This window comes from Pseudomonas sp. GW821-FHT09D08 (genome assembly GCF_059416305.1).
Genome location: NZ_JBWKOX010000021.1, coordinates 89894 through 116373 on the forward strand (window position 1 = coordinate 89894; position 26480 = coordinate 116373).

Below are 26480 nucleotides of genomic sequence, written 5' to 3' on the forward strand. Positions count from 1 at the left end.
GGCCCATAAAAAAGACGAGAGATGGATGGGATCTCTCGTCTCAACCAAGCGTAGGCGCTGTAGATGAGGCCGTCTAATCGGCCAGGTGCAATTCTATTTTGTGCCGGTCAGGCCACCGAGAATCCCGCCCAGTACACCACCGTTAGCCGTGGCGCCTGCGCTGGTCGTTGTGTTGGCGCCCACGCTGAGACCGCCGCCGAGCAGGCCTCCACCGCTGCTTGTGCCGCCGGTCACAAGGCCGCCGACCGACGCCACGGTGCCACCCACTGCGCTCACGGTACCGCCCAAGGCGTTGGTGACCGGGTTGGCGTTGGTAGCGCTGATTTGTCCGCCCAGGCTGCCGACCGCGCCGCCCACGTTGGTGACCAGCCCGTTGACCGGCGCACCCAGGCCCGTGGCCCCGCCGACGGTTTGGGTGAGGTTCTGTACACCGCTGGTGACAGGGTTGAGTGCGACGCCGAGGGTGTTGGTGATCGGGGCAACCGCCGCACCGGCCGTTGCGTTCGGTACGCCATTGCCGCCGAGCAGGGTACCCAGGGATGCCACGGTGCCGCCGGCCTTGACGCCTGTGACGCCGGTAGTGCTCACCACTCCATTGGTACTGCCCGCATTCAGGCCGCCGCTGGCGCCTGCGATCACGCCGCCGACCAGTTCAGCCAGGCCCAGTGAGTTAGGGCTGCCACCCGTCCCGCCGCCGTTCGAGGCGACATAACCGCTGGCCGTGCCAACCGTGGTGCCCACGCCATTGAGCACGTTGCCTACTACGTCAGTCACAGGATTGTTGCCGGTACTGGCGACTTTATCGCCCAGGCCGTCGACAGTACCGCCGACTTTTTGCAGCAGGCCGCCGACCGGGTTGCCCAGGCCGGTCGTGCTGCCGACTTTGCCGGTGGTGGTTTCCAACAGGGACACCACGGGTACCAGGACTCGTGCGCCAACGGTATCCGTGACCGAACCCAACGGGCCGGTAGTGCTGGCAGTGCTTAATGTATCGCCGAGCATGGTCACGGCATTGCCGACTTTATTGACCACGCCGCCCACTGCTGGGGCGGCGGTTCTCACCACCGGCACTCTCCCGAGCAAGGTGGCGACGTTGTCCCCTGTGACGCTTACCCCATCGCCCAGGTCAGAAACGCCGTTGCCCACGCCGGCGAGGGTTGTGCCCAAAGCGTTGCTGTCGGTACCCAGCGAGCCCAGGCCTTCCGACAGGCCATCACCGATACTGCCCACGGCGGTGCCGGTCGCGGTCACCAGGCCGTCGGCGGTTGCGCCTACGATCGGCAGGCTGCCGAGGGTGGTGCCCAGGCTGCTGACGGTGCCGCCGAGATCGGTTACGGTGCTGCCGACGGTGTCGACCACGTCTGCGGTGACCAGCGTGCTGCCGGTTCCGCCTGTGCCGCCACCCGTGCCGCCGGTTCCTCCACCGGTTCCGCCTGTGCCGCCACCCGTGCCGCCGGTTCCTCCACCGGTTCCGCCTGTGCCGCCGCCAGTGCCACCTGTTCCTCCACCGGTCCCGCCGTCCGTGCCACCCGTGGCAGCAGGGTCCGAGGACGCAGAGCCGCTGCTGTGATGCCCGCCGCCACCGCTGCTGCAGCCGCCCAGCGTCATTGCTATTGCCAGGGCCAGCGCGGTACTTGCTCTCCAAAACACTACTTGAGTTTTCATGATTGAGTTCCCTGCACCTGTACAACCTTGGTTGTCATCAAACGCTCGTTATTTCTTGGATAGCGATGCGTTTGTCCGTGTGTTCATCACAGACCCAGGTTGGCGTTCTCTCAATGCTCAAGTTGGTATTAACGATTTATATAGAAGGGTCGAAACATCCGCTTAGTGATTAATGAGAAGGGTGTAGGGAGAGGGTGTATCAGGATATATATATGTTTTGATTCAATGGGTTGAATAAAAATAGCGGACGTGAACACGTCCGCTATTACTTAGGGCATATATATACAATTAATCAGGGTTTTTACCCGATGGGCCGCCACTTACCGGCCATATGTTCAATGTCACCCGCCCCTTTCAACCACAATTCACCACTGGAACCGGCAGCGCTGCTGTGCAGTATCACTTCGCTGGGCAGGCGCACCGGTTTCTTGAACACCACCTCTATTTCCACATTCGCGGCGGGCAGGTGCTCACCGAGGGCCGCCAGCGTGCGTGCCTTGTTCCACAACCCATGGGCGATCGCCTGGGGAAAGCCAAACCCTTTGGCGGTCAGCGCACTCAGGTGGATGGGATTGTAGTCGCCGGATACCCGCGCGTAGCGGCGGCCGATATCGGCGGGGGCTGTCCAGCGCGTCAGCTCGCTGACCTGTGCAGGTACAGGTGCAGGGTGCGTGTCATCCGCCGCGTCGCCGTCGAGTTTCACGCCGCGACAGAGCATCCGGCTCTCGGCTTCCCACAACACGCCCAGAGAATCCTCGGCGCAGGTCACCACGTCAAACGTTGCGCCCTTGGCGTGGGGCTGGAGGTTTTGCGCGTGTACGCCGATGAACATTTCGTTGATGCTGCCCAGGGGCCTATGGATGCGGATGCGATTGCTCAGGTGAATCAGCCCCAGCAGCGGAAAGGGAAAGGCCTTGGCGGTGAGTAACTGCATCTGCAAGCCGAACGCCAGGATGTGTGGATAAGTCGCCGGCAGGATAGGGCTCTCAACAAAACCGCAGACCTTGCGATAGGCCGCTACGTCCCTGGGGTTGACGCCGACCCGGCAGCGCAGCCCTTGCTCGGGCAGTGTGTTGCCGGTGATCTTGCGCTTGAGCGCTGCCCGCCAATACAGCGGCGGCAGAAACGGCGTACTGCCTAAGGTTTGCCAATCCATGCTTACGCTCCCAATAGACTTTGCCCACATACCCGCAGCGCTTGCCCGCTGACCGCCCCGGACCCCGGTTGGCCCAGCCAGGCCACGGCTTCGGCGACGTCCTGCGGCAATCCGCCCTGACCGAGCGAGCTCATGCGCCGCCCGGCTTCACGCAAGGCGAATGGAATATGCGCGGTCATCTGGGTTTCGATAAAGCCTGGGGCAACGGCGTTGATACTGATCCCGCGTTCTTCTAATAACGGCGCCCATGCCTGTACCAGGCCGATCAAGCCGGCCTTGCTCGCGGCATAGTTGGTCTGTCCACGGTTACCGGCGATGCCGCTGATGGAGGCCAGCACCACCACACGGGCGTTGTCGTGCAGGGTGCCGCTGTCCAGCAGTGCCTTGGTCAGCACTTGCGGGGCATTGAGGTTGACCGCCAGCACTGCGTCCCAGTATTCCGGGGTCATGTTGGCCAGGGTCTTGTCACGGGTGATCCCGGCGTTGTGCACTAGGATGTCGAGGCCGTCGGGCAGGTGTTCGATCAACTGGCCGGCGGCGTCTTCGGCGCAGATATCCAGCACCACGGTGCGCGCACCCAGGCGTGCGGCCAGGGCCTCGAGGTCGGCCTTGGCCTGGGGCACGTCGAGCAGGATCACTTCGGCGCCGTCGCGGGCCAGGGTTTCAGCGATGGACGCGCCAATGCCACGGGCTGCGCCGGTGACCAATGCCTTGCGCCCGGCGAGGGGGCGAGTCCAGTCTTCGACGGGCGTGGCACAGGCCTTGAGGCGAATCACCTGGCCGGAGATATAGGCGCTTTTCGGTGAGAGGAAGAAGCGCAGCGCGCCTTCCAGTTGGTCTTCGGCACCGTCGCCGACGTAGAGCAATTGCAGCACGCCGCCGTTGCGCAGTTCCTTGGCCAGTGACCGGCTGAAACCTTCGAGGGCGCGCTGGGCGCTGGCGGCGAACGGGTCGCTGAGGCTTTCCGGCGCGCGGCCGAGGATCACCAGGTGTGCACTGTTATCCAGGTTTTTCAGCAACGGTTGGAAAAACTCACGCAGTTGCTTGAGCTGGTCGGTGTGTTGCAGGTCGCTGGCATCGAACACCACGGCCTTGAGCTTAGGGCCGTGGCCGGGAATCCAGTTCGAAGTGTCGGCGCCGTACGTGTAAATGGCGTCGGTGAGCCGGTTGGCAAACGCTTTCACGTTCGTTGCCAGCGCGCCACCACCCAGTAACAGCGCACCTTCCACCGGGCGCAGGCGCCCGGCTTGCCAGCGTTCCAGGCGTACCGGTGACGGCAGGCCAAGGGCGGCGACCAGGCGATGGCCGAGGCTTGAGTTGGCGAAGTCGATATAACGGTCAGACATGGAACGCTCTCCGAAGGCTGGGGTTCAAAGGGTTGACCATCCCAGGGTAGCAGTCGTTCGACTAGGCTCAGTTATCCAGACCACAACCGACAGGGAGCTTTCCATGACTCAATTGCGCCGTGTAGCGATCATTGGCGGTAACCGCATTCCCTTCGCCCGCTCCAATGGCCCTTACGCCACGGCGAGCAACCAGGCGATGCTGACCGCGGCCTTGGAGGGCCTGATCGAGCGCTACAACCTGCACGGCCTGCGCATGGGCGAGGTGGCCGCCGGCGCGGTGCTCAAGCATTCCCGCGACTTCAACCTCACCCGTGAATGCGTGCTGGGTTCACGCCTGTCGCCGCAAACCCCGGCCTATGACATTCAGCAGGCGTGCGGCACGGGGCTCGAGGCGGCGTTGCTGGTGGCCAACAAGATCGCCCTGGGCCAGATTGAATGCGGGATTGCCGGAGGGGTGGATACCACGTCCGATGCGCCTATCGGCGTGAATGAAGGGCTGCGCAAGATCCTGCTGCAAGCCAATCGCAGCAAGTCCATGGCGGATAAATTAAAAGTTCTGTTACAACTTCGTCCCCAGCACCTCAAGCCTGAGCTGCCGCGTAATGGCGAGCCGCGCACCGGTTTGTCCATGGGCCAGCATTGCGAATTGATGGCACAGACCTGGCAGATTCCCCGTGCCGAGCAGGATCAACTCGCCCTCGAGAGTCACCAGAAAATGGCCGCTGCCTATGCCGAAGGCTGGCATAACGATCTGCTCACGCCGTTTCTGGGCCTGACCCGCGACAACAACCTGCGCCCCGACCTGAGCCTGGAGAAACTCGCCGCGCTCAAGCCCGCGTTCGAGCGCAGCGAAAAAGGCACGCTCACGGCCGGCAATTCCACACCGCTCACCGACGGTGCATCTCTGGTGCTGTTGGGCAGCGAGGCGTGGGCCCAGGCGCGTGGTTTGCCGATCCTGGCGTACCTGCGCGATGGCGAAGCGGCGGCAGTGGATTTCGTCAACGGCGCCGAAGGCCTGCTGATGGCGCCGGTGTATGCGGTGCCACGTTTGCTTGCAAGGAATGGCCTGACGCTGCAGGACTTTGATTACTACGAGATCCACGAAGCCTTCGCGGCCCAGGTGTTGTGCACGCTCAAGGCCTGGGAGGATGCGGACTACTGCAAGACGCGCCTCGGGCTGGACGCCCCGTTAGGGGCCATCGATCGCAGCCGCCTGAACGTCAAGGGCAGTTCCCTGGCGGCCGGGCATCCGTTTGCCGCCACCGGTGGGCGCATCGTCGCCAACCTGGCCAAGTTGCTCGACGCGGCGGGCAAGGGGCGCGGGCTGATTTCGATCTGCGCCGCCGGCGGCCAGGGCGTAACGGCGATCATCGAACGTTGAATTCGTCGAAATTGGCATATTGGATGCATTCTTGAGTGGTCAGAGGTCGGTAGCCCCTCCCACCGGCGAGCCGATTGCCGTATAACGAGTGCCATACGCGTATTTGGTAATAAAGGACCCACAATAAAAGCTGATGAAGACTCCTAAACGCATTGAACCCCTGATCGAAGACGGTCTGGTCGACGAAGTGCTGCGCCCACTCATGAGTGGTAAAGAAGCAGCTGTTTATGTGGTGCGCTGCGGCAATGAATTGCGTTGCGCCAAGGTTTACAAGGAGGCGAACAAACGAAGTTTTCGTCAAGCGTCCGAATACCAGGAAGGCCGTAAGGTCCGTAACAGCCGGCAGGCCCGGGCCATGGCCAAGGGATCGAAATTCGGCAAGAAAGAAACCGAAGATGCCTGGCAGAACGCCGAAGTGGCGGCGTTGTTCCGCCTGGCCGGTGCGGGCGTTCGCGTGCCCAAGCCGTACGACTTCCTCGAAGGCGTGCTGTTGATGGAACTGGTGGCCGACGAGTACGGCGATGCCGCGCCACGCCTGAATGACGTGACCCTGGAGCCGGACCAGGCGCGTGAATACCACGCCTTCCTGATTTCCCAGATCGTGCTGATGCTGTGTACCGGCCTGGTGCACGGTGACCTGTCCGAGTTCAACGTGCTGCTCACGCCGACCGGTCCGGTCATCATCGACCTGCCCCAGGCGGTGGATGCGGCGGGCAACAACCACGCGTTCAACATGCTGGAGCGGGATGTGGGCAACATGGCTTCCTACTTCGGGCGTTTTGCCCCGGAGTTGAAGAAGACCAAGTACGCAAAGGAAATGTGGGCACTCTACGAAGCCGGCACCTTGCACCCGGCCAGCGTCTTGACCGGCGAGTTCGACGAGCCGGAAGAGCTGGCGGACGTGGGCGGTGTGATCCGCGAGATCGAAGCGGCAAGGCTGGACGAAGAACGGCGCCAGGCCATTCGGGCGGCGGATGATGCGCCACCGAGCAAGGCGTCGGAAGAACCACCGCCGCCGCCCTGGATGCAGTGATCCGTGGCTGGATGAGGATCAAAATGTGGGAGGGGGCAGCCCCCTCCCACATTGGTTTTGTAGTTAGTCAGTTAGAGCCTCACGCGCAGCAGCTTCCCGACGCCAACTCCTTGAGAATCGGACAATCCGGCCGGTCATCCCCGTGGCAGTGTTCCACCAGGTCCTGCAACGTATCGCGCAATTGCCCCAACTCCAGGATCTTCTGGTTCAACTCATCGATATGTTGGCGCGCCAGGGCTTTCACATCGGCGCTGGCCCGTTGCCGGTCCTGCCACAGGGTCAGCAGTTTGCCCACCTCTTCCAATGAAAACCCCAGGTCCCGCGAGCGTTTGATAAACGCCAGGGTGTGCAGGTCGTCGGTGCCGTAGATGCGGTAGCCGCTGTCGGTGCGATGGGCCGCCTTGAGCAGGCCGATGGATTCGTAGTAGCGAATCATCTTCGCGCTCAGCCCGCTTTGCCGGGCGGCTTGGCCGATGTTCATGGGCGTTGATCCTCCAATTCCTTGGGTTTCCACGTTTTCAACAGCAAGGCATTGCTCACGACACTGACGCTGGACAAGGCCATGGCCGCACCTGCAAGCACCGGATTGAGCAGGCCGAATGCGGCCAGGGGAATGCCGATCAAGTTATACACAAAGGCCCAGAACAGGTTCTGGCGGATTTTGGCGTAGGTCTTGCGGCTGATCTCCAGGGCGGCCGGGACCAGGCGTGGGTCGCCGCGCATCAAGGTGATGCCGGCGGCATGCATGGCCACGTCGGTGCCGCCGCCCATGGCGATGCCGATGTCGGCGGCAGCCAGGGCCGGGGCGTCGTTGATGCCGTCGCCGACCATGGCCACCACGCCGGTTTTTTTCAGTTCGGCGACGGTGGCGGCTTTATCGGCGGGCAGGACTTCGGCGTGTACGTCATCGATGCCCAGCGCTTCGGCAACGACGCGGGCGCTGCCGCGATTGTCGCCGGTGAGCAAGTGGCTGCTGATGTGCCGGGTCTTGAGTTGTGCCACCGCTTCCAGCGCGCCAGGCTTGAGCGTGTCACCAAAGGCAAACAGCCCGAGCACACGGGGTTGTGCGCCTTGCTCGATCAGCCAGGACAAGGTACGGCCCTCGGCCTCCCAGGCCGTGGCAGAGTCGGCCAGCCCACCCGCGTCCAGGCCGCTCTCTTCCAGCAGGCGCCGATTTCCCAACGCGAGTTGGCGCCCGTCGAGGGTGCCGGCAATGCCACGTCCGGTCAGGGATTGGCTGGTGCTTACGTCCGCCACCGTCAGGCCTTGCTCGCTGCACGCATCCAGCACCGCCTTGGCCAACGGGTGTTCGCTGCCGCGTTGCAGCGCACCGGCCTGTTGCAGCAATGTGGCTTCATCGCCATCCACTGCCGCCAAATGGGCAATTTTCGGGGTGCCGGAAGTTAGAGTGCCGGTTTTGTCGAACACCACGGTGCTCACTTCATGGGCGCGTTCCAGCGCTTCGGCGTCCTTGATCAGGATGCCATAGCGTGCGGCGACGCCGGTGCCGGCCATGATGGCGGTCGGTGTGGCCAGCCCGAGTGCGCACGGGCAGGCGATCACCAGCACCGCCACGGCGTTGATGATCGCGGTCTCCAGCGGCGCACCGTACAGCCACCAGCCCACCAGTGTGACCAACGCCAGGACCAGCACGGTCGGCACGAATACCTGGCTGACCTTATCCACCAGCTTCTGGATCGGTGCCTTGGCGGCCTGGGCGTCTTCCACCAGGCGGATGATGCGCGCCAGTACGCTTTCGGCACCGAGCGCGGTGGTGCGCACCAGCAGGCGACCTTCGCCATTGATGGCACCGCCGGTGACGGCGTCGCCAGGTTGCTTCGGCACCGGCAGGCTTTCGCCGCTGATCAGTGCCTCATCGGCATGGCTCTGGCCTTCTACCACTTCACCGTCCACCGGGAAGCGCTCGCCGGGTTTGACCAGCACCAGGTCATCGAGCTTGAGCGCACTGATGGCCACATCCTCCTCGCGGCCGGCCTGTACACGTATCGCGCGTTCAGGGCGCAGGGCTTCCAGGGCGCGGATGGCGCTGGCGGTCTGGCGTTTGGCGCGGCTCTCCAGGTATTTACCGAGCAGCACCAGGGCGATCACCACGGCCGACGCTTCGAAGTACAGATGGGGCATGGTGCCCGCGGGCGCGGTCAGCCATTCATAGAGGCTCAGGCCGTAACCGGCGCTGGTGCCGATGGCCACCAGCAGGTCCATATTGCCGGCGCCGGCCCGTACGGCCTTCCAGGCTGCGATATAGAAGCGTGCACCGAAGATGAATTGCACCGGGGTCGCCAGGAGGAACTGCACCCAGGCCGGCAGCATCCAGTGCAGGCCGAAGGGCTGCACCAGCATCGGCAGAACCAGGGGCAATGCCAGCACAATCGCCAGCAGCAGCGACCAGCGCTCGCGGTGCAGGCGTTGGGCCTGATCGGCCTCGGTCCTGGTGTCGCTTTGCGGCAGGCTGGCGGTGTAGCCGGCTTTGTCGACGGCGGCGATCAGCACGGCCGGGTCGATCTGGCCCTGCACTTCGACGTGGGCGCGCTCGTTGGCCAGGTTGACGCTGACGCTTTGCACCCCCGGCACTTTGCCCAGCGCGCGCTCGACACGCCCGGCGCAACTGGCGCAGGTCATGCCGCCGATGGGCAGGTCAAAGGTGGTGGATCCATTCATGGGGCAGTCCTCCAGAGAAGTTGCCCCTAGGATCAACCTTGACCTGTGGGGAAGGTCAAGCGTCTTCAGTATTCCAGTGCGGCGGGTTTGAGGTACATGCCTTCCGGGCCCTGGGCAATGCGCAACTTGCGTACGTCACCGGCCTTGAGCGTGATGTTCTGCGCCGGCGGCGCGAGCAGGCCCGGCAAGCAACCCGGTGACTGGCCCGGCAGCAGTTTCAGGCGCAGCGACACATTGCCGGCGGGCAGGTTGAACGAGGTGGACTGTTCCTGGAACAGGCGCCCGGCCAACTGGTCCTGGATGTACAGGCCGATCTCGCAATTGGTCGGTACTTCCAGGCGTTCGCGGGAAATGATCAGCACCGCATAGTCTTCTGCGGCGAGGGCCTGGGGCGCAGCGGCAGACAAGCTCATCAGGCCGACAAGGCCAAAAAACGACCAGCGCATGGCGAATGCTCCGTGGTTTGAATCGAAGATGGGTGAAGCTTGGCCGACGCCGCGATGTAATACCAGCCCGGCCGAAAGTTTCAGAACTTGACCTTGCCATCGTGGCAAGGTCAAGACTGGGTTCAACCTCATCAAAGGAGTCATGTCATGCAAATATTCAGCGTTGAAGGAATGACCTGTGGCCATTGCGTTCGGGCGGTCACCCAGGCGGTGCAGAGCCAGGATCCGGCGGCCAGCGTGAAGGTCGACCTGGCGGCGAAAGAGGTGGGCGTCGAAAGCCGCCTGTCTGCCGAGGAAGTGATCAGCCTGATCAGCGAAGAGGGCTACAGCGCCAAGCTCGCCTGACCCATTCAAATAGTTAGCGAGCTATCGTATTCAATGCACCCAAGCGCGGCTAAACTGTCGGGCTGCCGACACACTTGGGTGCCTGATGAACCTTCGCATAATCCTGATTCTGGGTGCCTTGAGCGCCTTCGCGCCGCTGGCGATCGATTTCTACCTGCCTGGCTTTCCTGCCATGGCGACGGCCTTCGGGACCGACGAAAAACATATCCAGCTGACCCTGGCGGTGTATTTCGCCGGCCTGGCCATCGGCCAACTGATCTACGGCCCACTGGCAGACCGCTTTGGTCGACGCGGCCCGCTGCTCAGCGGCGTGACCCTGTTTACCCTGGCGTCCTTTGCCTGCGCATACGCGCCGTCCCTGGAATGGCTGATTGGCGCACGCTTCGTGCAGGCCCTCGGCGGTTGCGCGGGCATGGTGATTTCCCGCGCCGTGGTCAGTGACAAATGTGATGCGGTGGGCTCGGCCAAGGTGTATTCGCAACTGATGCTGGTGACCGGCCTGGCGCCGATCCTTGCGCCGTTGGCAGGCGGGGTGATGGTCGGGTTATGGGGCTGGCAGTCGATTTTCCTCGCACTGTCGATCTTCAGCGTGATGGCGGCGATTGCCGTGGCGGTCGGTTTGCCGGAAACCTTTCCGGCGCACCAGCCGCGTCAACCCTTGTCCGGGTCGCTGCGCCGCTATGGCGCGCTGTTGTCAGACCGGGTCTACCTCGGTTACGCCCTGACCGGGGGCATTTCGATTGCCGGGATGTTTGCCTACATCGCCGGCTCCCCGTTCGTATTTATCAAACTCTATGGCGTGCCCGCCGAGCATTACGGCTGGCTGTTCGGCTCCAACGCCGCCGGGTTCATCCTGGTTGCACAGGTTAATGCGCGGCTGCTGGCCAAGCGTGGCCCGGCGTTTCTGCTGTCGCGCACGGTGTGGGTCTATCTGCTGGCGGCGCTGTCGCTGTTGGGCATCGCGGCCTTGCGCACCGAAGCGTTATGGCCGTTGCTGGTACCGCTGTTCATCTGTATCGCCAGCCTGGGCTGCATTCTGCCCAACACCTCGGCCTGCGCCATGAGCGGGCAGGGCGCCCGGGCCGGCAGCGCGTCGGCCTTGCTCGGTTGCATTCAGTTTGGCGTGGCGGCAGGGGCGGCTTCGTTGGTGGGCGTGCTGCACGACGGCACGGCGATGCCGATGGCGATGGTCATCAGCTTGTGCGGGGTGTTGGCGGTGACGATTGCGATGTCGACCCAGCGCCTGCAACGGGCAAGGGCCACGCAGGCGCAGGGCTGAAATGCAGGTCAGCCAGCGGCGGAACGTTGCTGGCTGAGCGGGAAGCGGTGGGGCGCCTGGATGCGGGCTTGCAGGGTCTCGGCAAAGGCGCGGGCCTCGGCCTCGCTGCGGAAGGTGAACGCATCGCCGTCGAGACGAACCTGCCATTTATTGCCTGGGGATTTTGCTAACGCTTTTATCAGGATTTTCATTGCTGACTTCCTCACGTAAAAGAATCGTGGCAAAGGCGGCCAATATAAACCCGAATACGCTCACAAATATGACAAAGATCAACTCTCTGACTAGCGGTGTCGTCCCTCACTCACACGAATAACGGACGACACTGACAGACGTTATCTTCAGAACCCTTCCAGCACGATCTTGCCCTTGGCCTTGCCGCTTTCCAGCAGGGCATGGGCACGGCGCAGGTTCGCTGCATTGATCACACCGAAGTGCTCGCCCACCGTCGTTTTCAAGATGCCGGCGTCGATCAGTTCGGCCACGCGATTGAGCAGGTTGTGCTGCTCGATCATGTCCGGGGTCTCGAACATCGAGCGCGTGTACATGAACTCCCAATGCAGCGACAGGCTCTTGCGCTTGAGTTTGCTCACGTCCAGCGCCTTGGGGTCGTCGATCAGCGCAAGCTTGCCTTGGGGTTGCAGCGCTTCGACCAGTTGGTCCAGGTGATGCTCGGTCTGGGTCAGGCTGGCGACGTGGGTCACCTGCGGGTGGCCGGCTTGTTTCAGCGCTTCGCTCAGCGGTTGGCTGTGGTCGATCACCAGGTCGGCGCCGAGTGCCTTGGCCCATTCCTGGGTTTCCGGGCGCGACGCGGTGCCGATCACCGTCAAGGCGGTGAGCTGGCTGGCCAGTTGGGTCAGGATCGAACCCACACCTCCGGCGGCACCGACGATGAGCAGGCTCTGGCCTTCAGCCTCTTTACCTTCACGCACTTGCAGGCGTTCGAATAGCAGCTCCCAGGCGGTGATGGCGGTCAGCGGCAGCGCGGCGGCTTCGGCAAAGCCCAGGCTCTTGGGCATATGGCCGACGATGCGTTCATCCACGGTATGCAGTTCGCTGTTAGCGCCCGGGCGGACCAGGGAACCGGCGTAGAACACCTTGTCGCCGACGTTGAACAGGCTCACTTCACTGCCGACGGCCTTGACCACACCGGCCACGTCCCAGCCCAGCACTTTGGCCGCGCCGTTCTCAGGGGCGACGTTCTGGCGCACTTTGGTGTCCACCGGGTTGACCGAGATGGCTTTGACTTCTACCAGCAGGTCACGGGGGCCGGCGACGGGCTCCGGCAGCTGGATGTCTTGCAGGGATTTTTCATCGTTGATCGGCAGTGATGCGTAGTAGGCAATGGCTTTCATGGGGGCTCCGGAAAAAGGCGGTGATCAGGCGAGAAACTTCAGGCGCTTGAGTTCGAAGTGTTCGATGACATCAGCGGCTTTAGCGCGAAAATGTTGGATATGCGCGCTCTGGTCGTGGTCGGCGAGTGCGGCATCATCGCTCCAGCGTTCGAGCATGTAGAAGGTCTCAGGGTGTTGCAGGTCCTGGTGCAGGTCGTATTGCTCGCAGCCGGCTTCAAGACGGGTGGGTTCCAGCAGGTCACGCAGCAGCGGCTCCAAGGTGGCCTGTTGGCCCGGTTTGGCGATCAGCGTGGCGATGACGTTAAAGGCTGTGGACATATTCAACTCCAGACACGTGATAACGGGATGGGCAGATGATTGGCCATTTCCATGCAAGATAAAAGCGGCTAAAACAGCACTCTGTTTCAATAATATTTTGATAATTGGTGGTTGAATGCTGCGTTTTGATGATTTGCAGTTGTTTGTACGCGCCGCGGACCTGGGCAGTTTGTCGGCGGCGGCGCGGGTGATGGACCTATCGCCTGCCGTGGCCAGCGCGGCGCTCAAGCGTATCGAACAGCAGCTGGGCACGCGTTTGCTGGCGCGCTCCACCCGCAGCCTGCGTCTGACCGCCGAAGGTGAAGGCTTCCTGGAATATGCCCGCGCTGCGCTGAGCGCTCTGGACGAAGGACGGCGTTTATTGGCCAGTGGCCAGGACCATGTCAGCGGGGTGTTGCAACTCTCGGCACCCTCGGATTTCGGCCGCAACCAATTACTGCCCTGGCTGGACGAATTTCAGCACGAGTACCCGCAACTCACCGTGCGCCTGCTGCTGGGCGATCGGATTGCCGACCTGTTCCGCCAGCCGGTGGACATTGCCCTGCGCTATGGCGAGCCCGAAGACTCCAGCCTGATTGCGCTGCCCGTCGCGCCGCACAACGTTCGGGTGTTGTGCGCAGCCCCCAGCTATCTCGCGCGTTATGGCGAGCCGCGACAGCTGGAGCAGTTGGCCCAGCACAATTGCTTGCTTTACATGCTTGGCAGCCGAGTGCATGACCACTGGACCTTCCACGATGGCAAACGCGAAGTCAGCCTCACGGTCGGTGGTGATCGCTTCAGCGACGATGCCGATGTGGTGCGCCGCTGGGCGGTGGCGGGCGTGGGCATTGCCTACAAATCCTGGCTGGATGTGAGCACCGATGTGCTGGCCGGGCGCTTGCGCCTGGTCTTGCCTGAATTGCGTGGCGAGCGCACACCACTCAACTTGCTGTGCGCCCATCGGGCCCAGTTGAGCAAACCCATCAACCTGCTGCGGGAAATGCTCGTGTCGCGCTGTGCGACATTGACCGCTCAATTGCCGGAGCGATTGGGTACGACGTATTAGCCTCCATCACACAAGGAAATTTCACTCAGCTCATGTCCCTATTCATGCTGTCAGACGCCGCGGAACCGCTGGTTTACGCACCTATACTTTGGCGCCCACCACAGCAGAAAAATAATTCGACAGGGAGTGAATCGATGGAAGAAGCACCATGCATCAGTCAGATCGCCAGCTTGCTCGCCGAACCCAAACGCACCGCCATGCTCTGGTCCCTGATGGACGGCTCGGCCAAGTCCTCGGAGGAGCTGGCGCTGCTTGCCGGGTTGTCACCTGCCTCGGCCAATGCCCATCTGGCACGGCTGACGGGGAGTGGCTTGCTGCGTACCGAGGGCCGGCGTGGCAAGCGGCTGTTTCGCATGGCGGCGGCCGATGTCAGCGTCGCCATCGATGCCTTGGCCAGTACGACCCTGGCCAGCGCCGCACGTAGTTCGCCGCATGCTTCACCGCCGGTGTTGGTGGCGCCGCCATTGTTGCGACATGCGCGGCTGTGCCAGGGCCACCTCGGCGGCGAAGTGGCGGCGGATCTGCATGAGCGGATGTTGGTGGCGGGGTGGATCGAGCGTCATGAACAACGCATTGAGGTGACGATCAAGGGCGCGCAGCACCTGGCGGGCCTGGGTATTTACACCCAGGCGCTGGCGTCGCCACTGGTGTGCGACTGCTTCGATTGGAGCCAGCGGCAACCGCACCTGGGCGGCGCGCTGGGTGCGGGGCTGTTGCAGTTGTTCCTGCAGTCGAACTGGATCAGCCTGGTCAACGAGTCCCAGGCGGTGCAGCTCAACGACAACGGTCTGGCAGAAATCGCCCGATTGGCCATGTCCGAACAACCTTAGCCTTGAGGGTTCGCCATCATCGCCCTGGCCCTTTTTGATTCCATGGACCGGGCGATGATGACTTTGCGTCCAGTCAGGGTTTTACCAGACGCGCATCCAGGCTGTTCTGCGCCAGGCGTTTGGCCTGGTCCTGGGTCATGCCCAGCGAGGTGTACAACGCGTGGAAGTTCTCGGTGACATAGCCGCCGAAGTACGCCGGGTCATCCGAGTTCACCGTGACCTTCACGCCACGCTCGAGCATGTCGAGGATGTTGTGCTGGGCCATGTCGTCGAACACGCAAAGCTTGGTGTTGGACAGCGGGCAGACGGTCAACGGGATCTGCTCGTCGATGATGCGCTGCATCAGGCGCTCGTCTTCGATGGCGCGTACGCCATGGTCGATACGCTGGATTTTCAGCAGGTCGATCGCTTCCCAGATGTACTCGGGCGGGCCTTCTTCACCGGCGTGGGCAACGGTGAGGAAGCCTTCGTGGCGGGCGCGGTCGAACACACGCTGGAACTTGCTCGGCGGATGGCCCATTTCCGAACTGTCCAGGCCCACGGCCACAAACGCGTCGCGGAACGGCAGCGCCTGGTCGAGGGTTTTCTCGGCTTCGGCTTCGCTCAGGTGGCGCAGGAAACTGAGGATCAAACCGCTGGTGATGCCCAGTTGCTGTTCGCCGTCTTTGAGAGCCGCGGCGATGCCGTTGAGCACCACTTCGAACGGCACGCCACGGTCGGTGTGGGTTTGCGGGTCGAAGAAGGGTTCGGTGTGGATCACGTTCTGGGCTTTGCAGCGCAGCAGGTAAGCCCAGGTCAAGTCGTAGAAATCCTGGGAGGTGCGCAGCACGTCGGCGCCCTTGTAATACAGGTCGAGAAACTCTTGCAGGTTGTTGAAGGCATAGGCCTTGCGCAGGGTTTCCACGTCGCTCCACGGCAGTGCGATCTTGTTGCGCTCGGCCAGGGCGAACAGCAGCTCAGGCTCCAGCGAGCCCTCCAGGTGCAGGTGCAATTCAGCCTTGGGCAGGGCGTTGAGCCAATCGTACATTTTCTAAATTCTCATCAGGTGCAATGGCGGCATTCTACAGGCCATGGCTGAAATAATCGGCAAAACCTGACCAGCAGGAGAGTATTCGATTTATTCGCGCAAGGGCTGTGTGAACTAAGGTGTAACGAAACGTTAGCGGCTTGGCGCAGTCTGTACCCCATCAATGACTGATTTGCCGCACTAAAAGGCCCGGAATGCTCACATCCCTCAAGCAAGAAAAATTCATGCTGCTGGCGCTGATTGCCGCCATCGCCGCCTACCCGTTGGAGCACTGGATGCTGCACAGCGGGCAAATGGTGGCACTGTTGGCCGGCGTGGTGTTGATCGGTTTTATCGTCGTGGTGTCGATGCGCGTGGCCCACCACGCCGAGCAACTGGCGGAAAAAGTCGGCGATCCCTACGGCACCATGATCCTGACCCTCGCCGCAGTGCTGGTGGAGGTGGTGATCCTGGCGATCATGATGAGCAACGAGCCATCACCCACCTTGGTGCGGGACACCATCTATTCGGCGGTGATGCTCGATATCAACGGCATCCTCGGCCTGGCAGCGTTGATGGGCGGCATCAAGCATGGCGAACAGTCCTACAATGATGATTCGGCGCGGACCTACAGCGTAATGATCCTGACCGCCATGGGCGTGTCGATGGTGGTGCCGGAATTTATCCCCGAAGCCGACTGGAAAATTTACTCGGCCTTCACCATCGGCGCGATGGTGGTGCTCTACACCTTGTTCCTGCGCATGCAGGTAGGGCCCCACAGTTATTTCTTCAGCTACAGCTACCCGGAAAAGCGCCGCAAGAAGATGCCGGAGGAACAAGCGTCGCCGCCGGTGAACCTGGCGTTCTCCATCGGTACCCTGGTGTTTGGCGTGATTGTGATTGGCGCGCTGGCCGAGGTGATGTCCAAGACCCTCGACCTGGGCCTGGAAGGCACGGGCGCACCGCCGGTGATCACGGCGATTGTGGTGGCGGCTATTTCGGCGGCACCGGAGATTTTGACGGCCTTGCGGGCCGCATTGGCCAACCGCATGCAGTCGGTGGTGAACATCGCGCTGGGCGCGTCGTTGTCGACGGTGATCCTGACGGTGCCGGTGATGGAAGCCATGGCGCTCTATACCGGCCAGCCGTTCCAGATGGCGATGACGCCGGTGCAAACGGTGATGGTGTTTATCACGCTGATCGTCAGTGCGATCAACCTCAACGATGGCGAAACCAATGCCATCGAAGGGATGACCCATTTTGTGTTGTTTGCGACCTTTATCATGTTGTCGCTGTTGGGCCTGTAGGAGCGAGCTTGCTCGCGAAGAACCTGAGAGCGCCGCGTTAAACCAGAAAACCCGCGTTATCGTTGACGTTTTTCACGAGCAAGAACTATGCGTCCCCCTCGCTCCTACAGGGGATGGATCAGGCTACGCGCCGCCTGGCTGTGATCGGCGATCAAGCCTTTCAGGTCCAGGCCTTCCACCTGTCCGTCGATAACCCGCCATTTGCCGCCGATCATCACCCGGTCCGCCCGATCCGCGCCGCACAGCAGCAGTGCGGAGATCGGATCATGGCTGCCGGAAAAACGCAGCTCATCCAGTTTGAACAGCGCCAGGTCGGCCTGTTTGCCTACGGCCAGTTCACCGATATCCGTACGCCCCAGTAGCTGCGCAGACCCCTTGGTCGCCCAACCCAGCACGCCTTCGGGGGTGATCTTTTCGGCGCCGTAACGCAGGCGCTGGATGTACAGGGCCTGGCGGGTTTCGAGGATCATGTTCGACGCATCGTTGGAGGCAGAGCCGTCCACACCCAGGCCGATGGGCGCGCCGGCAGCGATCAGGTCCAGGGTCGGGCAGATGCCGGAGGCCAGGCGCATATTTGAGCTTGGGCAATGACAGATGCCCGTACCGGCGGCGCCAAGGCGGGCAATTTCATCCGGGTTGAAGTGAATGCCATGGGCCAGCCAGGTGCGCGGGCCGAGCCAGCCGACGCTGTCCAGGTAATCCACCGTGCGCAGGCCGAAGCGCTGCAGGCAGAAATCTTCTTCGTCGAGGGTTTCGGCCAGGTGGGTGTGCAGGCGCACATCCAGGCTGTTGGCCAGTTCGGCGCTGGCTTGCATGATTTGCGGGGTGACGGAAAACGGTGAGCAGGGCGCCAGGGCAATCTGGATGTACGCGCCGTCGCCGCGTTGATGGTATTCGCGGATCAGGCGCTGGCTGTCGTCAAGGATGACCTGGCCCTGTTGCACGGTCTGTTGCGGTGGCAGGCCGCCGTCGGCTTCGCCCAGGCTCATGGAGCCGCGGGTGAGCATGGCGCGCATACCCAGTTCGCGCACGCTGTCGACTTGTACATCGATGGCGTTTTCCAGGCCGTCGGGGAACAGATAGTGATGGTCTGCCGCCGTGGTGCAGCCCGAGAGCAGCAACTCCGCGAGTGCCACCTTCGACGCCAGGGCGAGTTTTTCCGGAGTCAGTCGCGCCCAGACCGGGTACAGGGTTTTCAACCAGGGAAACAACGGCTGATTGACCACTGGCGCCCAGGCGCGGGTCAGGGTCTGATAGAAGTGATGGTGGGTGTTGATCAGCCCGGGCAGGACCACATGCTCACGCGCATCGAACACGTGGGCGCAGGGCTGTGCGGGTTCCTGACCCTGTGCCAGCACTTCGGCGATCACACCGTCTTGCAGCACCAGGCCGCCACGGGCGTCGAGGCCGTTGGCGGTGAAAATCGCGAGGGGGTTTTTTAACCAGATACGGGTCGCAGGCATTGGCCGGCTCCTCTGAATGATGGGTTCAGGTTTGCCAGCTCAGTGATGCCCTGTCTGCTGATCCAGGGTCGCCGGTGAGGGCGAGGTGGGCAGTCTACGCGTGGATCGTTATCGACGGCAATCGCTCGATAACGACCCTGTGCGGCTTACCAGGCGATGGTGTCGCCTTTGTAGTCCACGAAGTGATGGCCGCCCTTGCCGGTGTAGGCGTTCACCTGGTCCACCAGGCCGCGCACGCTGGTGTCGACATCGATGTGCGCGTTTTCGCCGCCCATGTCGGTCTTCACCCAGCCCGGGTGCAGCGACAGCACGGTAAGTTTGTGATCGCCCAGTTGGGTAATGAAGCTGTTGGTCATGGAGTTGAGTGCGGCCTTGCTGGCCTTGTACAACGCCAGGTCCGAGCCATCGGGGATGGTCACGCTGCCCAGTACTGAACTCATGAACGCCAGCACGCCGCTGTCCTTGCGGATCTGACCGACGAAGCGCTGGGCCAGGTTGATCGGCGCCACGGCGTTGGTGAAGAACAGCTGGCCGACTTCCGCCAGGGTGGCATGGCCAGGTTCTTGATTGGCAGGGCCCTTGACGCCTGCGTTAACGAACAACAGGTCGAAGGTGCGGTCCTTGAGGCGCTGGTTCAGGGCGATCACGGCTTGCTGATCGTCCATGTCGAGTTTCTCGATCTGCACCGGGCCCACGGCTTTCAGGGCATCGGCCTTGTTCGGGTCACGCACGGTGGCGGTCACGTCCCAGCCGTCCTGGAGCAATTGCTTGACCAGGCCGAGGCCCAGGCCGCGTGAGGCGCCGATGATCAGTGCGGTTTTTGGCGTAGACATGAAGGCTTCCTTTAAAAGTCGCGGTTCAGGGTGTTCAGCGAACAACAGTAGCAGTTTCAGCGTTGCAGCAGGATGCGCCCACGGCTCAGGTCGGCGAGCTGGGTTTGCAGGGTGTCGATGTGGGCTTCGCCCAGGGCCAGTTGTAACTCCACGCCATTGGCGGTGAAGGTTTCTTCCAGCACCAGCCCGCCCAACTCGGCGACGCGCAATTTGACCAGGTTCAGCTCGGAGAATCCGCAGGCGCAACTCAGCGGCACGCGGCTGATCAGTTCGATGCGGTCGGCATTTTGCAGGCACTTGTTCGCACCGCCGCCATAGGCGCGGGCCAGGCCGCCGGTACCGAGTTGTATGCCGCCATACCAGCGAATCACCAGCACCGCCACCTGATCGAAGCCTTGGGCCTCGATGGCCGCCAGGATGGGCCGCCCTGCGGTGCCGCCGGGTTCGCCGTCGTCACTGCTGCGGTATTGATCGGCCAGCTTCCAGGCCCAGCAGTTGTGCGTGGCGTTAAGGTCGCTGTGCTGCTCGAAAAATGCCTGGGCTTCTTGCGGGCTGGTGATCGGTGCGGCCAGGGTAATGAAGCGGCTTTTGCGAATTTCTTCGCGGAACTCGCAAAGGCCGGTGAGCGTGAAAGACATAAGTGGCTTCGTCTAGAGGGCCGGCTTGATGCCGCAGCCCTTGAGAATGATGTGGATCAGGTTGGTGCCGGCGTCTTCCATATCCTGCTTGGTCAGCTTGGTGCGACCGGTGACTCGGCAGATCTGGGTGGCGAAGTCGGCGTAGTGCTGAGTGCTACCCCACAACAGGAAGATCAGGTGCACGGGGTCGACGGGGTCCATCTTGCCCGCGTCGATCCAGGCCTGGAACACCGCCGCCCGACCACTGAACCAGGCGCGGTAATCCTGGCTGAAATATTCGGTCAGGCATTCGCCGCCGCTGATGATCTCCATGGCGAAGATCCGCGAGGCCTGGGGCTGGCGCCGCGAAAACTCCATCTTGGTGCGGATGTAGCGGGAGAGGGCCACGGCCGGGTCGTCCTCGGCGGTCAGCGTGTTGAAGGTGCTGTCCCACAGTTCGAGGATATTGCTGAGCACCGCGATATACAGGCCCAGCTTATTAGTGAAGTAGTAGTGCAAGTTGGCCTTGGGCAGCCCGGCGCTGGCAGCGATGGTGTTCATGCTGGTGCCCTTGTAGCCATGGCGCGCGAACTCATCTTCAGCAGCCTGGAGAATCGCTTGTTCGTTCTTTTGCCGAATGCGGCTGGCGGGCTTACCGGCGTGGTTGCTGTGGGCAGGAACTTCGAGGCTCATGGAGGTTTCCGTGCTGATCGATAGAGACGACGTGTGCACAGATAACCCACCCTCAAGCCTCAGACAAGTCCCGATGCAATAAAACCGTCAAAGCGGTTCCAGGGTGTCGCTTTCCTGCGCGTGGTTTGCGGCAGGAGCGGGCACCTTGGATTCCGGCAGCAACAGGCACAACACGATGGCGGTCAGGCCGCCGCTGGTGATGGCCGAGTCGAACAGGTTCTGCACCAGGGTCGGCATCAGGTGCAGCAGGTTCGGTTGAGCGGCGATGCCCAGGCCGACGCCGAACGAGGTGGCGATGATCAGCATGCTGCGACGGTCCAGTGGTGCCTGGGCGAGGATGCGTACGCCGGCGGCGGCCACACTGCCGAACATCACCAGGGTTGCGCCGCCCAATACGGGCTTGGGGATTTGTTGCAGCACGGCACCGATCAGCGGGAACAAACCCAGGCAGAACAGCACCACGCCGATGTACAGGCCGACGTAACGGCTGGCCACGCCGGTCAGTTGGATCACGCCGTTGTTCTGGGCAAAGGTGGTGTTGGGGAAAGCGCTGAACGTGGCGGCGATCATGCAACTGACGCCATCGCCGAGGACGCCGCCTTTGAGCCGGCTTATATAAGACGGGCCGCTGATGGGCTGGCGCGCGATCATGCAGTTGGCGGTGAGGTCGCCGACAGTTTCGATGCTGCTGATCAGATAAATCAGCGCGATCGGCAGGAAGGCGCTCCAGTCGAAGTTGAAGCCGAATCGAAACGGGATCGGCAGGCTGACCAAAGGCAAGTCGCCCAGGGCCTGGGGCACCAGTTTGCCGCTGAACCAGGCGGCGAGGCTGCCGAGGGCCAGGCCGATGATGATTGCCGAGAGGCGCACCCAGGGTGTGTTGGAGCGATTGAGCAAGATGATGGTCAGCACCACGAACAGGCCCAACGCAAGGTTGGCCGGTGCGCCGAAGTCCGGTGCGTTGAAACCGCCGCCCAGGTCGGTGATACCGACCTTGATCAGGCTGATGCCGATCAGGGTAATGACAATCCCGGTCACCAGCGGGGTGATCACTCGGCGCAGCTGACCAATAAAGCGGCTGAGAATGATCTGCACGGCAGCGCCGAAAAAGCACACGCCGAAGATCATCGCCATGATGTCTTCCGGACTGCCGCCGCGTTGCTTGACCAGAAAGCCGGCCGACAGCACCGCGCCGAGAAACGCAAAGCTGGTGCCTTGCAGGCAGATCATCCCGGCGCCGATCCCAAATGGCCTACGGGCCTGAATGAATGTGCCGACACCGGACACCATCAACGCCATGCTGATCAGGTAGGGCAGATGTGCGGTCAGGCCCAATGTGGAGCCGATGATCAGCGGTGGCGTGATGATGCCGACGAATGCGGCCAGCACATGTTGCAGTGCGGCCAGCAATGCAGGGGCGGGTTTGGGGCGGTCATTGAGACCGTAGATCAGGTCGCTGGGGCTGGAGGATTCTGGTGGCATGGCAAGCAAACTCGAGGCGGACGGTTCTAGGTCCCTGTGTCCTTGCAAAAAGCTGTCCAGGTGCTCAGCTTTTTGCGCGAAGCCCGAGTTAGCGCGTTGCCGCCAGGCTTTCCAGGAAGCTTTCCAGCACCAAATGAGGGCGACGGCCTTTGCGCGTGACCGATGCCAGGCTTAAATCGTAAAAGCGCGTAGCTGGTTTCAGCGCGCGTAGTCGGCCTTGTTGCACCCATAGGCTGGCGTAGTGGTCGGGCAAGTAACCGATGTAGCGACCGGTGAGAATCAGGAATGCCATGCCTTCGCGGTCCGAGGCGCTGGCGGTGCAGTTGAGCGCCTGGTAGTGGGCCTGGATCTCGGCGGGCAGGCGGAAGGTGGGGGCGATGGCGTCCTGGGCGTCGATGCGCTCGTCGTCCAGTTGCTTGTCGTCGGCATAAAACAGGGGGTGGCCAACCGCGCAGTAAAGCAGTGAGCGTTCGCTGTACAGCGCTTGGTACTCCAGGCCGGACAGGGCGCTGGCCTGGGGCACCACACCAACATGCAGGCGGCCGTCGAGTACGCCCTGTTCCACTTCGTTGGGCGCGATCATGCGGATCTGGATTTGTACGTCCGGTCCGCGTTCCTTCAACTGCGCCAGGGCGTGGGTGATGCGCATGTGGGGCAGCGTGACCAGGTTGTCGGTGAGGCCGATGATCAACTCGCCGCGCAAGTGCTGGTGCAGGCCGTTGACCTCGGTGCGGAAACTTTCCAGGGCGCTTAATAGTTGCAGGGCCGATTGGTAGACCTCGCGGCCTTCTTCGGTCAGCGAGAAACCGGCACGGCCGCGTTGGCAAAGCCTTAATCCGAGCCGCTGCTCAAGGTCGCTCATTTGCTGGCTGATGGCGGAGCGACCGATGCCGAGCACAGTTTCCGCCGCCGAGAAGCCGCCGCACTCCACGACGCTGCGAAAGATGCGCAGCAGGCGAATATCGAAGTCGCTGACTTGGGCCAGGGGATCGGGTCGACGGCTGCTCATAGTTTAGTGAAGGCCTGACTGAAGGTTAGAAGAGTTGGATTTCACCGACTTTATCCCCGTGGCAATTTAGCTGCAACAACGCTTTTTCAATCCCGACGCTGCCTGTTGCCCTGCGAGGTTTTGCTGATGAACATGCCCGAAAACGCCCCATCGTCCCTGGCCAGCCAACTGAAGTTGGACGCGCACTGGATGCCTTACACCGCCAACCGTAACTTTCAGCGTGACCCGCGTCTGATCGTGGCCGCCGAAGGCAGCTGGTTGACCGACGACAAGGGGCGCAAGGTCTACGACTCGTTGTCGGGCCTGTGGACCTGTGGCGCCGGGCATACGCGCAAGGAAATCCAGGAGGCGGTCGCCAAGCAACTGGGCACGCTGGACTACTCCCCAGGCTTCCAGTACGGCCATCCGTTATCTTTCCAGCTAGCGGAAAAGATCACTGATCTGACCCCAGGCAACCTGAATCACGTGTTCTTCACCGACTCCGGTTCCGAGTGCGCCGATACCGCGGTGAAGATGGTGCGTGCCTACTGGCGCCTGAAGGGCCAGGCCACCAAGACCAAGATGATCGGCCGCGCCCGTGGTTATCACGGTGTGAACATCGCCGGTACCAGCCTGGGCGGCGTCAACGGCAACCGCAAGATGTTTGGTCAGGCGATGATGGATGTTGATCATCTTCCGCATACCCTGCTGGCGAGCAATGCGTTCTCCCGGGGCATGCCGGAGCAGGGCGGTATTGCCTTGGCCGATGAGTTGCTCAAACTGATCGAACTGCACGACGCGTCGAACATCGCCGCGGTGTTTGTCGAGCCAATGGCCGGCTCCGCTGGCGTGCTGGTACCGCCACAGGGTTACCTCAAGCGCCTGCGTGAGATCTGCGACCAGCACAATATCTTGCTGGTGTTCGACGAAGTGATCACCGGTTTCGGCCGTACTGGCTCGATGTTCGGTGCCGACAGCTTTGGCGTGACCCCGGACCTGATGTGCATCGCCAAGCAAGTCACCAACGGCGCGATCCCCATGGGCGCGGTGATTGCCAGCAGCGAGATCTATCAGACCTTCATGAACCAGGCGACGCCCGAGTACGCCGTGGAATTCCCCCACGGCTACACCTACTCGGCGCATCCGGTTGCCTGCGCGGCAGGGCTGGCGGCATTGGATCTGCTACAGAAGGAAAACCTCGTGCAGAGCGTCGCCGAAGTCGCGCCGCACTTTGAGAATGCGCTGCACGGCTTGAAGGGCAGCAAGAATGTGATCGACATCCGTAACTACGGCTTGGCCGGTGCGATCCAGATCGCCCCACGTGACGGTGATGCCATCGTGCGTCCATTCGAGGCCGGCATGGCTCTGTGGAAAGCCGGCTTCTATGTGCGCTTTGGTGGTGACACGCTGCAGTTCGGGCCAACCTTCAACAGCAAACCGCAGGACCTGGATCGTCTGTTCGATGCGGTCGGCGAAGTGCTGAACAAGATCGACTGATTTCTCCTTCTATATAGAACAACTTTTCAGGAGCCCTGCATGAGCCTTATCCAGCATTTGATCAACGGTGAGTTGGTCAGTGAGTCCGGCCGTACTGCCGATGTGTATAACCCGTCAACCGGCCAGGTGATTCACCAGGTGCCACTGGCCAGCCGCGAAACCATTCAACGTGCTATCGACTCGGCCAAGGCGGCCTTTCCGGCTTGGCGTAACACCCCGGCGGCCAAGCGCGCCCAGGTCATGTTCCGGTTCAAGCAATTGCTGGAGCAGAACGAAGCGCGCATCTCGCAGCTGATCAGTGAAGAGCACGGCAAGACGCTGGAAGACGCCTCCGGCGAACTCAAGCGCGGGATCGAGAACGTGGAGTATGCGTGCTCGGCGCCGGAGATTCTCAAGGGCGAGTACAGCCGCAATGTTGGGCCGAATATCGATGCCTGGTCTGATTTCCAGCCGTTGGGTGTGGTGGCGGGTATTACCCCGTTCAACTTCCCGGCGATGGTGCCGCTGTGGATGTATCCGCTGGCGATTGTTTGCGGTAACTGTTTCATCCTCAAGCCCTCGGAGCGTGATCCGAGTTCGACGCTGTTGATCGCGCAACTGCTGCAGGAGGCCGGTCTTCCCAAAGGTGTGCTGAGTGTTGTGCACGGCGACAAGGGCGCGGTGGATGCGTTGATCGAGGCGCCGGAAGTCAAGGCGTTGAGTTTTGTGGGGTCGACGCCGATTGCCGAGTACATCTATTCCGAAGCGACCAAGCGCGGTAAGCGCGTACAGGCGCTCGGTGGGGCGAAGAACCATGCGGTGTTGATGCCGGATGCTGACCTGGATAACGCGGTCAGTGCTTTGATGGGCGCGGCCTATGGTTCCTGCGGCGAACGCTGCATGGCGATCTCGGTGGCGGTGTGTGTCGGTGACCAGGTGGCGGATGCGTTGATCGCCAAGCTGGTGCCGCAGATCAAGGCGCTGAAGATCGGTGCGGGCACTACCTGTGGGCTGGATATGGGGCCACTGGTGACGGGCCAGGCGCGGGATAAGGTCAGCGGCTATATAGAAGACGGTGTTGCGTCTGGTGCGGAGTTGGTGGTTGATGGTCGTGGACTGAGTATTGCCGGGAATGAAGACGGCTTCTTCCTGGGGGGCAGTTTGTTCGACCGTGTGACGCCGGAGATGCGCATCTATAAGGAAGAGATCTTCGGGCCGGTATTGTGCGTGGTCCGGGTGAGCAGCCTGGAAGCGGCGATGCAACTGATCAACGATCACGAGTATGGCAACGGTACGTGCATCTTCACCCGTGACGGTGAAGCAGCGCGTCTGTTCTGTGACGAAATTGAAGTGGGTATGGTCGGTGTGAATGTTCCATTGCCTGTGCCAGTGGCTTATCACAGCTTTGGTGGCTGGAAGCGTTCGTTGTTCGGCGACTTGCACGCCTATGGGCCGGATGGGGTGCGTTTCTACACCCGCCGCAAGGCGATCACCCAGCGTTGGCCGCAACGGGCCAGCCATGAAGCGTCGCAATTCGCTTTCCCTAGTCTGTAAGGCTCAGTAAGTAGAGGGCCGGCCCCTTGGGGCCGGCTTTTGCGTTTTTGGGCGTTTTTGACTTATATGACAGAAAGATGAAAAAGAAGGTTGACGGCAGATCCTGGAAGTCTATAATTCGCCCCACTTCCGGCGCAGTCGAAACGTAAAACTCCTTGGTAAACAATGAGTTATGCAGAATAAGGC

27 protein-coding genes are annotated in these 26480 nt (G+C 62.0%); 9 read left to right on the forward strand and 18 right to left on the reverse strand.

Annotated elements, in window-relative coordinates:
• Positions 1-93 precede the first annotated feature (93 nt).
• The 4 genes from AC07OP_RS26575 to AC07OP_RS26590 form a co-directional block, all read right to left on the reverse strand.
• Positions 94-1359 carry a collagen-like triple helix repeat-containing protein gene (locus tag AC07OP_RS26575; RefSeq protein ID WP_495102681.1) on the reverse strand — a complete coding sequence of 422 codons (1266 nt, stop codon included), beginning with the start codon at positions 1357-1359 and terminating at the stop codon, positions 94-96.
• A complete protein-coding gene (locus tag AC07OP_RS26580) occupies positions 1332-1508 on the reverse strand; it encodes a hypothetical protein (RefSeq protein ID WP_495102682.1) in 177 nt (58 codons plus the stop codon). The genes AC07OP_RS26575 and AC07OP_RS26580 overlap by 28 nt, the downstream gene beginning before the upstream one ends.
• A gap of 458 nt (positions 1509-1966) precedes the next feature.
• Positions 1967-2821 (reverse strand): MaoC family dehydratase, encoded by an 855-nt coding sequence (locus AC07OP_RS26585; protein WP_495102683.1) that lies wholly within the window; start codon positions 2819-2821, stop codon positions 1967-1969.
• Between the two features lie 2 nt (positions 2822-2823).
• Positions 2824-4167: a 3-oxoacyl-ACP reductase gene (locus tag AC07OP_RS26590; RefSeq protein WP_495102684.1), complete on the reverse strand. Its 1344-nt coding sequence runs from the start codon at positions 4165-4167 to the stop codon at positions 2824-2826.
• 103 nt (positions 4168-4270) lie between these two features.
• Between AC07OP_RS26590 and AC07OP_RS26595 the strand changes: the two genes are divergently transcribed.
• Both AC07OP_RS26595 and AC07OP_RS26600 read left to right on the forward strand, forming a co-directional pair.
• Positions 4271-5548, forward strand: coding sequence for an acetyl-CoA C-acetyltransferase (locus tag AC07OP_RS26595; protein WP_074848679.1), 1278 nt, complete (start codon positions 4271-4273; stop codon positions 5546-5548).
• A gap of 133 nt (positions 5549-5681) precedes the next feature.
• Positions 5682-6581 carry a PA4780 family RIO1-like protein kinase gene (locus tag AC07OP_RS26600; RefSeq protein ID WP_027607961.1) on the forward strand — a complete coding sequence of 300 codons (900 nt, stop codon included), beginning with the start codon at positions 5682-5684 and terminating at the stop codon, positions 6579-6581.
• Positions 6582-6660: 79 nt separating this feature from the next.
• On the opposite strand, the gene cueR is transcribed toward AC07OP_RS26600, so the two are convergent.
• The 3 genes from cueR to AC07OP_RS26615 form a co-directional block, all read right to left on the reverse strand.
• Positions 6661-7062, reverse strand: coding sequence for a Cu(I)-responsive transcriptional regulator (gene cueR / locus AC07OP_RS26605; RefSeq protein WP_027607960.1), 402 nt, complete (start codon positions 7060-7062; stop codon positions 6661-6663).
• Positions 7059-9260 (reverse strand): heavy metal translocating P-type ATPase, encoded by a 2202-nt coding sequence (locus AC07OP_RS26610; RefSeq protein ID WP_495102685.1) that lies wholly within the window; start codon positions 9258-9260, stop codon positions 7059-7061. The genes cueR and AC07OP_RS26610 overlap by 4 nt, the downstream gene beginning before the upstream one ends.
• A 65-nt stretch (positions 9261-9325) precedes the next feature.
• The gene (locus AC07OP_RS26615; RefSeq protein WP_027607958.1) at positions 9326-9706 is read right to left on the reverse strand and encodes a hypothetical protein; all 381 of its coding nucleotides are present in this window, start codon (positions 9704-9706) and stop codon (positions 9326-9328) included.
• A gap of 147 nt (positions 9707-9853) precedes the next feature.
• On the opposite strand from AC07OP_RS26615, the gene AC07OP_RS26620 reads away from it, so the two are divergent.
• Positions 9854-10051 carry a heavy-metal-associated domain-containing protein gene (locus AC07OP_RS26620; RefSeq protein ID WP_027607957.1) on the forward strand — a complete coding sequence of 66 codons (198 nt, stop codon included), beginning with the start codon at positions 9854-9856 and terminating at the stop codon, positions 10049-10051.
• A gap of 85 nt (positions 10052-10136) precedes the next feature.
• Positions 10137-11330, forward strand: a complete 1194-nt coding sequence (locus AC07OP_RS26625; RefSeq protein WP_027607956.1) for a multidrug effflux MFS transporter — start codon at positions 10137-10139, stop codon at positions 11328-11330.
• An 8-nt stretch (positions 11331-11338) separates the two neighbouring features.
• Here AC07OP_RS26625 and AC07OP_RS26630 read toward each other — a convergent pair whose 3' ends face one another.
• The 3 genes from AC07OP_RS26630 to AC07OP_RS26640 form a co-directional block, all read right to left on the reverse strand.
• On the reverse strand, positions 11339-11521 hold the full coding sequence (locus AC07OP_RS26630) for a hypothetical protein (RefSeq protein WP_065940968.1): 183 nt from the start codon (positions 11519-11521) through the stop codon (positions 11339-11341).
• Between the two features lie 147 nt (positions 11522-11668).
• Complete coding sequence (locus AC07OP_RS26635; RefSeq protein ID WP_495102686.1) at positions 11669-12682, reverse strand: zinc-binding alcohol dehydrogenase family protein; 1014 nt, start codon at positions 12680-12682, stop codon at positions 11669-11671.
• A gap of 24 nt (positions 12683-12706) precedes the next feature.
• Entirely contained in the window at positions 12707-13000 is a 294-nt protein-coding gene (locus AC07OP_RS26640) for a putative quinol monooxygenase (protein WP_065925529.1), read from the reverse strand.
• Between the two features lie 115 nt (positions 13001-13115).
• Between AC07OP_RS26640 and vimR the strand changes: the two genes are divergently transcribed.
• Both vimR and AC07OP_RS26650 read left to right on the forward strand, forming a co-directional pair.
• Positions 13116-14045, forward strand: coding sequence for a transcription regulator VimR (vimR, locus tag AC07OP_RS26645; protein ID WP_495102687.1), 930 nt, complete (start codon positions 13116-13118; stop codon positions 14043-14045).
• Between the two features lie 134 nt (positions 14046-14179).
• Positions 14180-14875 (forward strand): ArsR/SmtB family transcription factor, encoded by a 696-nt coding sequence (locus tag AC07OP_RS26650; RefSeq protein WP_495102688.1) that lies wholly within the window; start codon positions 14180-14182, stop codon positions 14873-14875.
• A gap of 73 nt (positions 14876-14948) precedes the next feature.
• Here the strand turns inward: AC07OP_RS26650 and AC07OP_RS26655 are convergent, their stop codons facing one another.
• Positions 14949-15902, reverse strand: coding sequence for an adenosine deaminase (locus AC07OP_RS26655; protein WP_495102689.1), 954 nt, complete (start codon positions 15900-15902; stop codon positions 14949-14951).
• A 194-nt stretch (positions 15903-16096) separates the two neighbouring features.
• Here AC07OP_RS26655 and AC07OP_RS26660 point away from each other — a divergent pair, with 194 nt between their 5' ends.
• Positions 16097-17188, forward strand: a complete 1092-nt coding sequence (locus AC07OP_RS26660; protein ID WP_495102690.1) for a calcium:cation antiporter — start codon at positions 16097-16099, stop codon at positions 17186-17188.
• Between the two features lie 104 nt (positions 17189-17292).
• On the opposite strand, the gene AC07OP_RS26665 is transcribed toward AC07OP_RS26660, so the two are convergent.
• From AC07OP_RS26665 to AC07OP_RS26690, 6 genes are all read right to left on the reverse strand, one after another.
• On the reverse strand, positions 17293-18651 hold the full coding sequence (locus AC07OP_RS26665; RefSeq protein WP_495102691.1) for an 8-oxoguanine deaminase: 1359 nt from the start codon (positions 18649-18651) through the stop codon (positions 17293-17295).
• 146 nt (positions 18652-18797) lie between these two features.
• Entirely contained in the window at positions 18798-19484 is a 687-nt protein-coding gene (locus AC07OP_RS26670) for an SDR family oxidoreductase (protein ID WP_065940974.1), read from the reverse strand.
• A gap of 56 nt (positions 19485-19540) precedes the next feature.
• A complete protein-coding gene (locus AC07OP_RS26675; protein ID WP_495102692.1) occupies positions 19541-20122 on the reverse strand; it encodes an IMPACT family protein in 582 nt (193 codons plus the stop codon).
• Between the two features lie 12 nt (positions 20123-20134).
• Entirely contained in the window at positions 20135-20794 is a 660-nt protein-coding gene (locus AC07OP_RS26680; protein WP_495102693.1) for a TetR/AcrR family transcriptional regulator, read from the reverse strand.
• An 87-nt stretch (positions 20795-20881) separates the two neighbouring features.
• A complete protein-coding gene (locus tag AC07OP_RS26685; protein ID WP_115486317.1) occupies positions 20882-22276 on the reverse strand; it encodes a uracil-xanthine permease family protein in 1395 nt (464 codons plus the stop codon).
• 88 nt (positions 22277-22364) lie between these two features.
• The gene (locus tag AC07OP_RS26690) at positions 22365-23285 is read right to left on the reverse strand and encodes a LysR family transcriptional regulator (protein ID WP_495102694.1); all 921 of its coding nucleotides are present in this window, start codon (positions 23283-23285) and stop codon (positions 22365-22367) included.
• 126 nt (positions 23286-23411) lie between these two features.
• Between AC07OP_RS26690 and aptA the strand changes: the two genes are divergently transcribed.
• Both aptA and AC07OP_RS26700 read left to right on the forward strand, forming a co-directional pair.
• Positions 23412-24761 (forward strand): omega-aminotransferase AptA, encoded by a 1350-nt coding sequence (gene aptA, locus AC07OP_RS26695; RefSeq protein WP_027607942.1) that lies wholly within the window; start codon positions 23412-23414, stop codon positions 24759-24761.
• Positions 24762-24800: 39 nt separating this feature from the next.
• Complete coding sequence (locus AC07OP_RS26700; protein WP_115486315.1) at positions 24801-26294, forward strand: CoA-acylating methylmalonate-semialdehyde dehydrogenase; 1494 nt, start codon at positions 24801-24803, stop codon at positions 26292-26294.
• On the opposite strand, the gene AC07OP_RS26705 is transcribed toward AC07OP_RS26700, so the two are convergent.
• Positions 26284-26480: hypothetical protein (locus AC07OP_RS26705; RefSeq protein WP_495102695.1), on the reverse strand; the 197-nt coding region annotated here is incomplete at its 5' end. The genes AC07OP_RS26700 and AC07OP_RS26705 overlap by 11 nt on opposite strands.

Excerpts from the sequence above, each read along its gene's own strand:
- AC07OP_RS26585 (WP_495102683.1), bottom strand. The coding sequence starts at position 2,821 with ATGGATTGGCAAACCTTAGGCAGTACGCCGTTTCTGCCGCCGCTGTAT.
- AC07OP_RS26590 (WP_495102684.1), bottom strand. The coding sequence starts at position 4,167 with ATGTCTGACCGTTATATCGACTTCGCCAACTCAAGCCTCGGCCATCGC.
- AC07OP_RS26595 (WP_074848679.1), top strand. The coding sequence starts at position 4,271 with ATGACTCAATTGCGCCGTGTAGCGATCATTGGCGGTAACCGCATTCCC.
- AC07OP_RS26600 (WP_027607961.1), top strand. The coding sequence starts at position 5,682 with ATGAAGACTCCTAAACGCATTGAACCCCTGATCGAAGACGGTCTGGTC.
- cueR (WP_027607960.1), bottom strand. The coding sequence starts at position 7,062 with ATGAACATCGGCCAAGCCGCCCGGCAAAGCGGGCTGAGCGCGAAGATG.
- AC07OP_RS26610 (WP_495102685.1), bottom strand. The coding sequence starts at position 9,260 with ATGAATGGATCCACCACCTTTGACCTGCCCATCGGCGGCATGACCTGC.
- AC07OP_RS26615 (WP_027607958.1), bottom strand. The coding sequence starts at position 9,706 with ATGCGCTGGTCGTTTTTTGGCCTTGTCGGCCTGATGAGCTTGTCTGCC.
- AC07OP_RS26620 (WP_027607957.1), top strand. The coding sequence starts at position 9,854 with ATGCAAATATTCAGCGTTGAAGGAATGACCTGTGGCCATTGCGTTCGG.
- AC07OP_RS26625 (WP_027607956.1), top strand. The coding sequence starts at position 10,137 with ATGAACCTTCGCATAATCCTGATTCTGGGTGCCTTGAGCGCCTTCGCG.
- AC07OP_RS26630 (WP_065940968.1), bottom strand. The coding sequence starts at position 11,521 with ATGAAAATCCTGATAAAAGCGTTAGCAAAATCCCCAGGCAATAAATGG.
- AC07OP_RS26635 (WP_495102686.1), bottom strand. The coding sequence starts at position 12,682 with ATGAAAGCCATTGCCTACTACGCATCACTGCCGATCAACGATGAAAAA.
- AC07OP_RS26640 (WP_065925529.1), bottom strand. The coding sequence starts at position 13,000 with ATGTCCACAGCCTTTAACGTCATCGCCACGCTGATCGCCAAACCGGGC.
- vimR (WP_495102687.1), top strand. The coding sequence starts at position 13,116 with ATGCTGCGTTTTGATGATTTGCAGTTGTTTGTACGCGCCGCGGACCTG.
- AC07OP_RS26650 (WP_495102688.1), top strand. The coding sequence starts at position 14,180 with ATGGAAGAAGCACCATGCATCAGTCAGATCGCCAGCTTGCTCGCCGAA.
- AC07OP_RS26655 (WP_495102689.1), bottom strand. The coding sequence starts at position 15,902 with ATGTACGATTGGCTCAACGCCCTGCCCAAGGCTGAATTGCACCTGCAC.
- AC07OP_RS26660 (WP_495102690.1), top strand. The coding sequence starts at position 16,097 with ATGCTCACATCCCTCAAGCAAGAAAAATTCATGCTGCTGGCGCTGATT.
- AC07OP_RS26665 (WP_495102691.1), bottom strand. The coding sequence starts at position 18,651 with ATGCCTGCGACCCGTATCTGGTTAAAAAACCCCCTCGCGATTTTCACC.
- AC07OP_RS26670 (WP_065940974.1), bottom strand. The coding sequence starts at position 19,484 with ATGTCTACGCCAAAAACCGCACTGATCATCGGCGCCTCACGCGGCCTG.
- AC07OP_RS26675 (WP_495102692.1), bottom strand. The coding sequence starts at position 20,122 with ATGTCTTTCACGCTCACCGGCCTTTGCGAGTTCCGCGAAGAAATTCGC.
- AC07OP_RS26680 (WP_495102693.1), bottom strand. The coding sequence starts at position 20,794 with ATGAGCCTCGAAGTTCCTGCCCACAGCAACCACGCCGGTAAGCCCGCC.
- AC07OP_RS26685 (WP_115486317.1), bottom strand. The coding sequence starts at position 22,276 with ATGCCACCAGAATCCTCCAGCCCCAGCGACCTGATCTACGGTCTCAAT.
- AC07OP_RS26690 (WP_495102694.1), bottom strand. The coding sequence starts at position 23,285 with ATGAGCAGCCGTCGACCCGATCCCCTGGCCCAAGTCAGCGACTTCGAT.
- aptA (WP_027607942.1), top strand. The coding sequence starts at position 23,412 with ATGAACATGCCCGAAAACGCCCCATCGTCCCTGGCCAGCCAACTGAAG.
- AC07OP_RS26700 (WP_115486315.1), top strand. The coding sequence starts at position 24,801 with ATGAGCCTTATCCAGCATTTGATCAACGGTGAGTTGGTCAGTGAGTCC.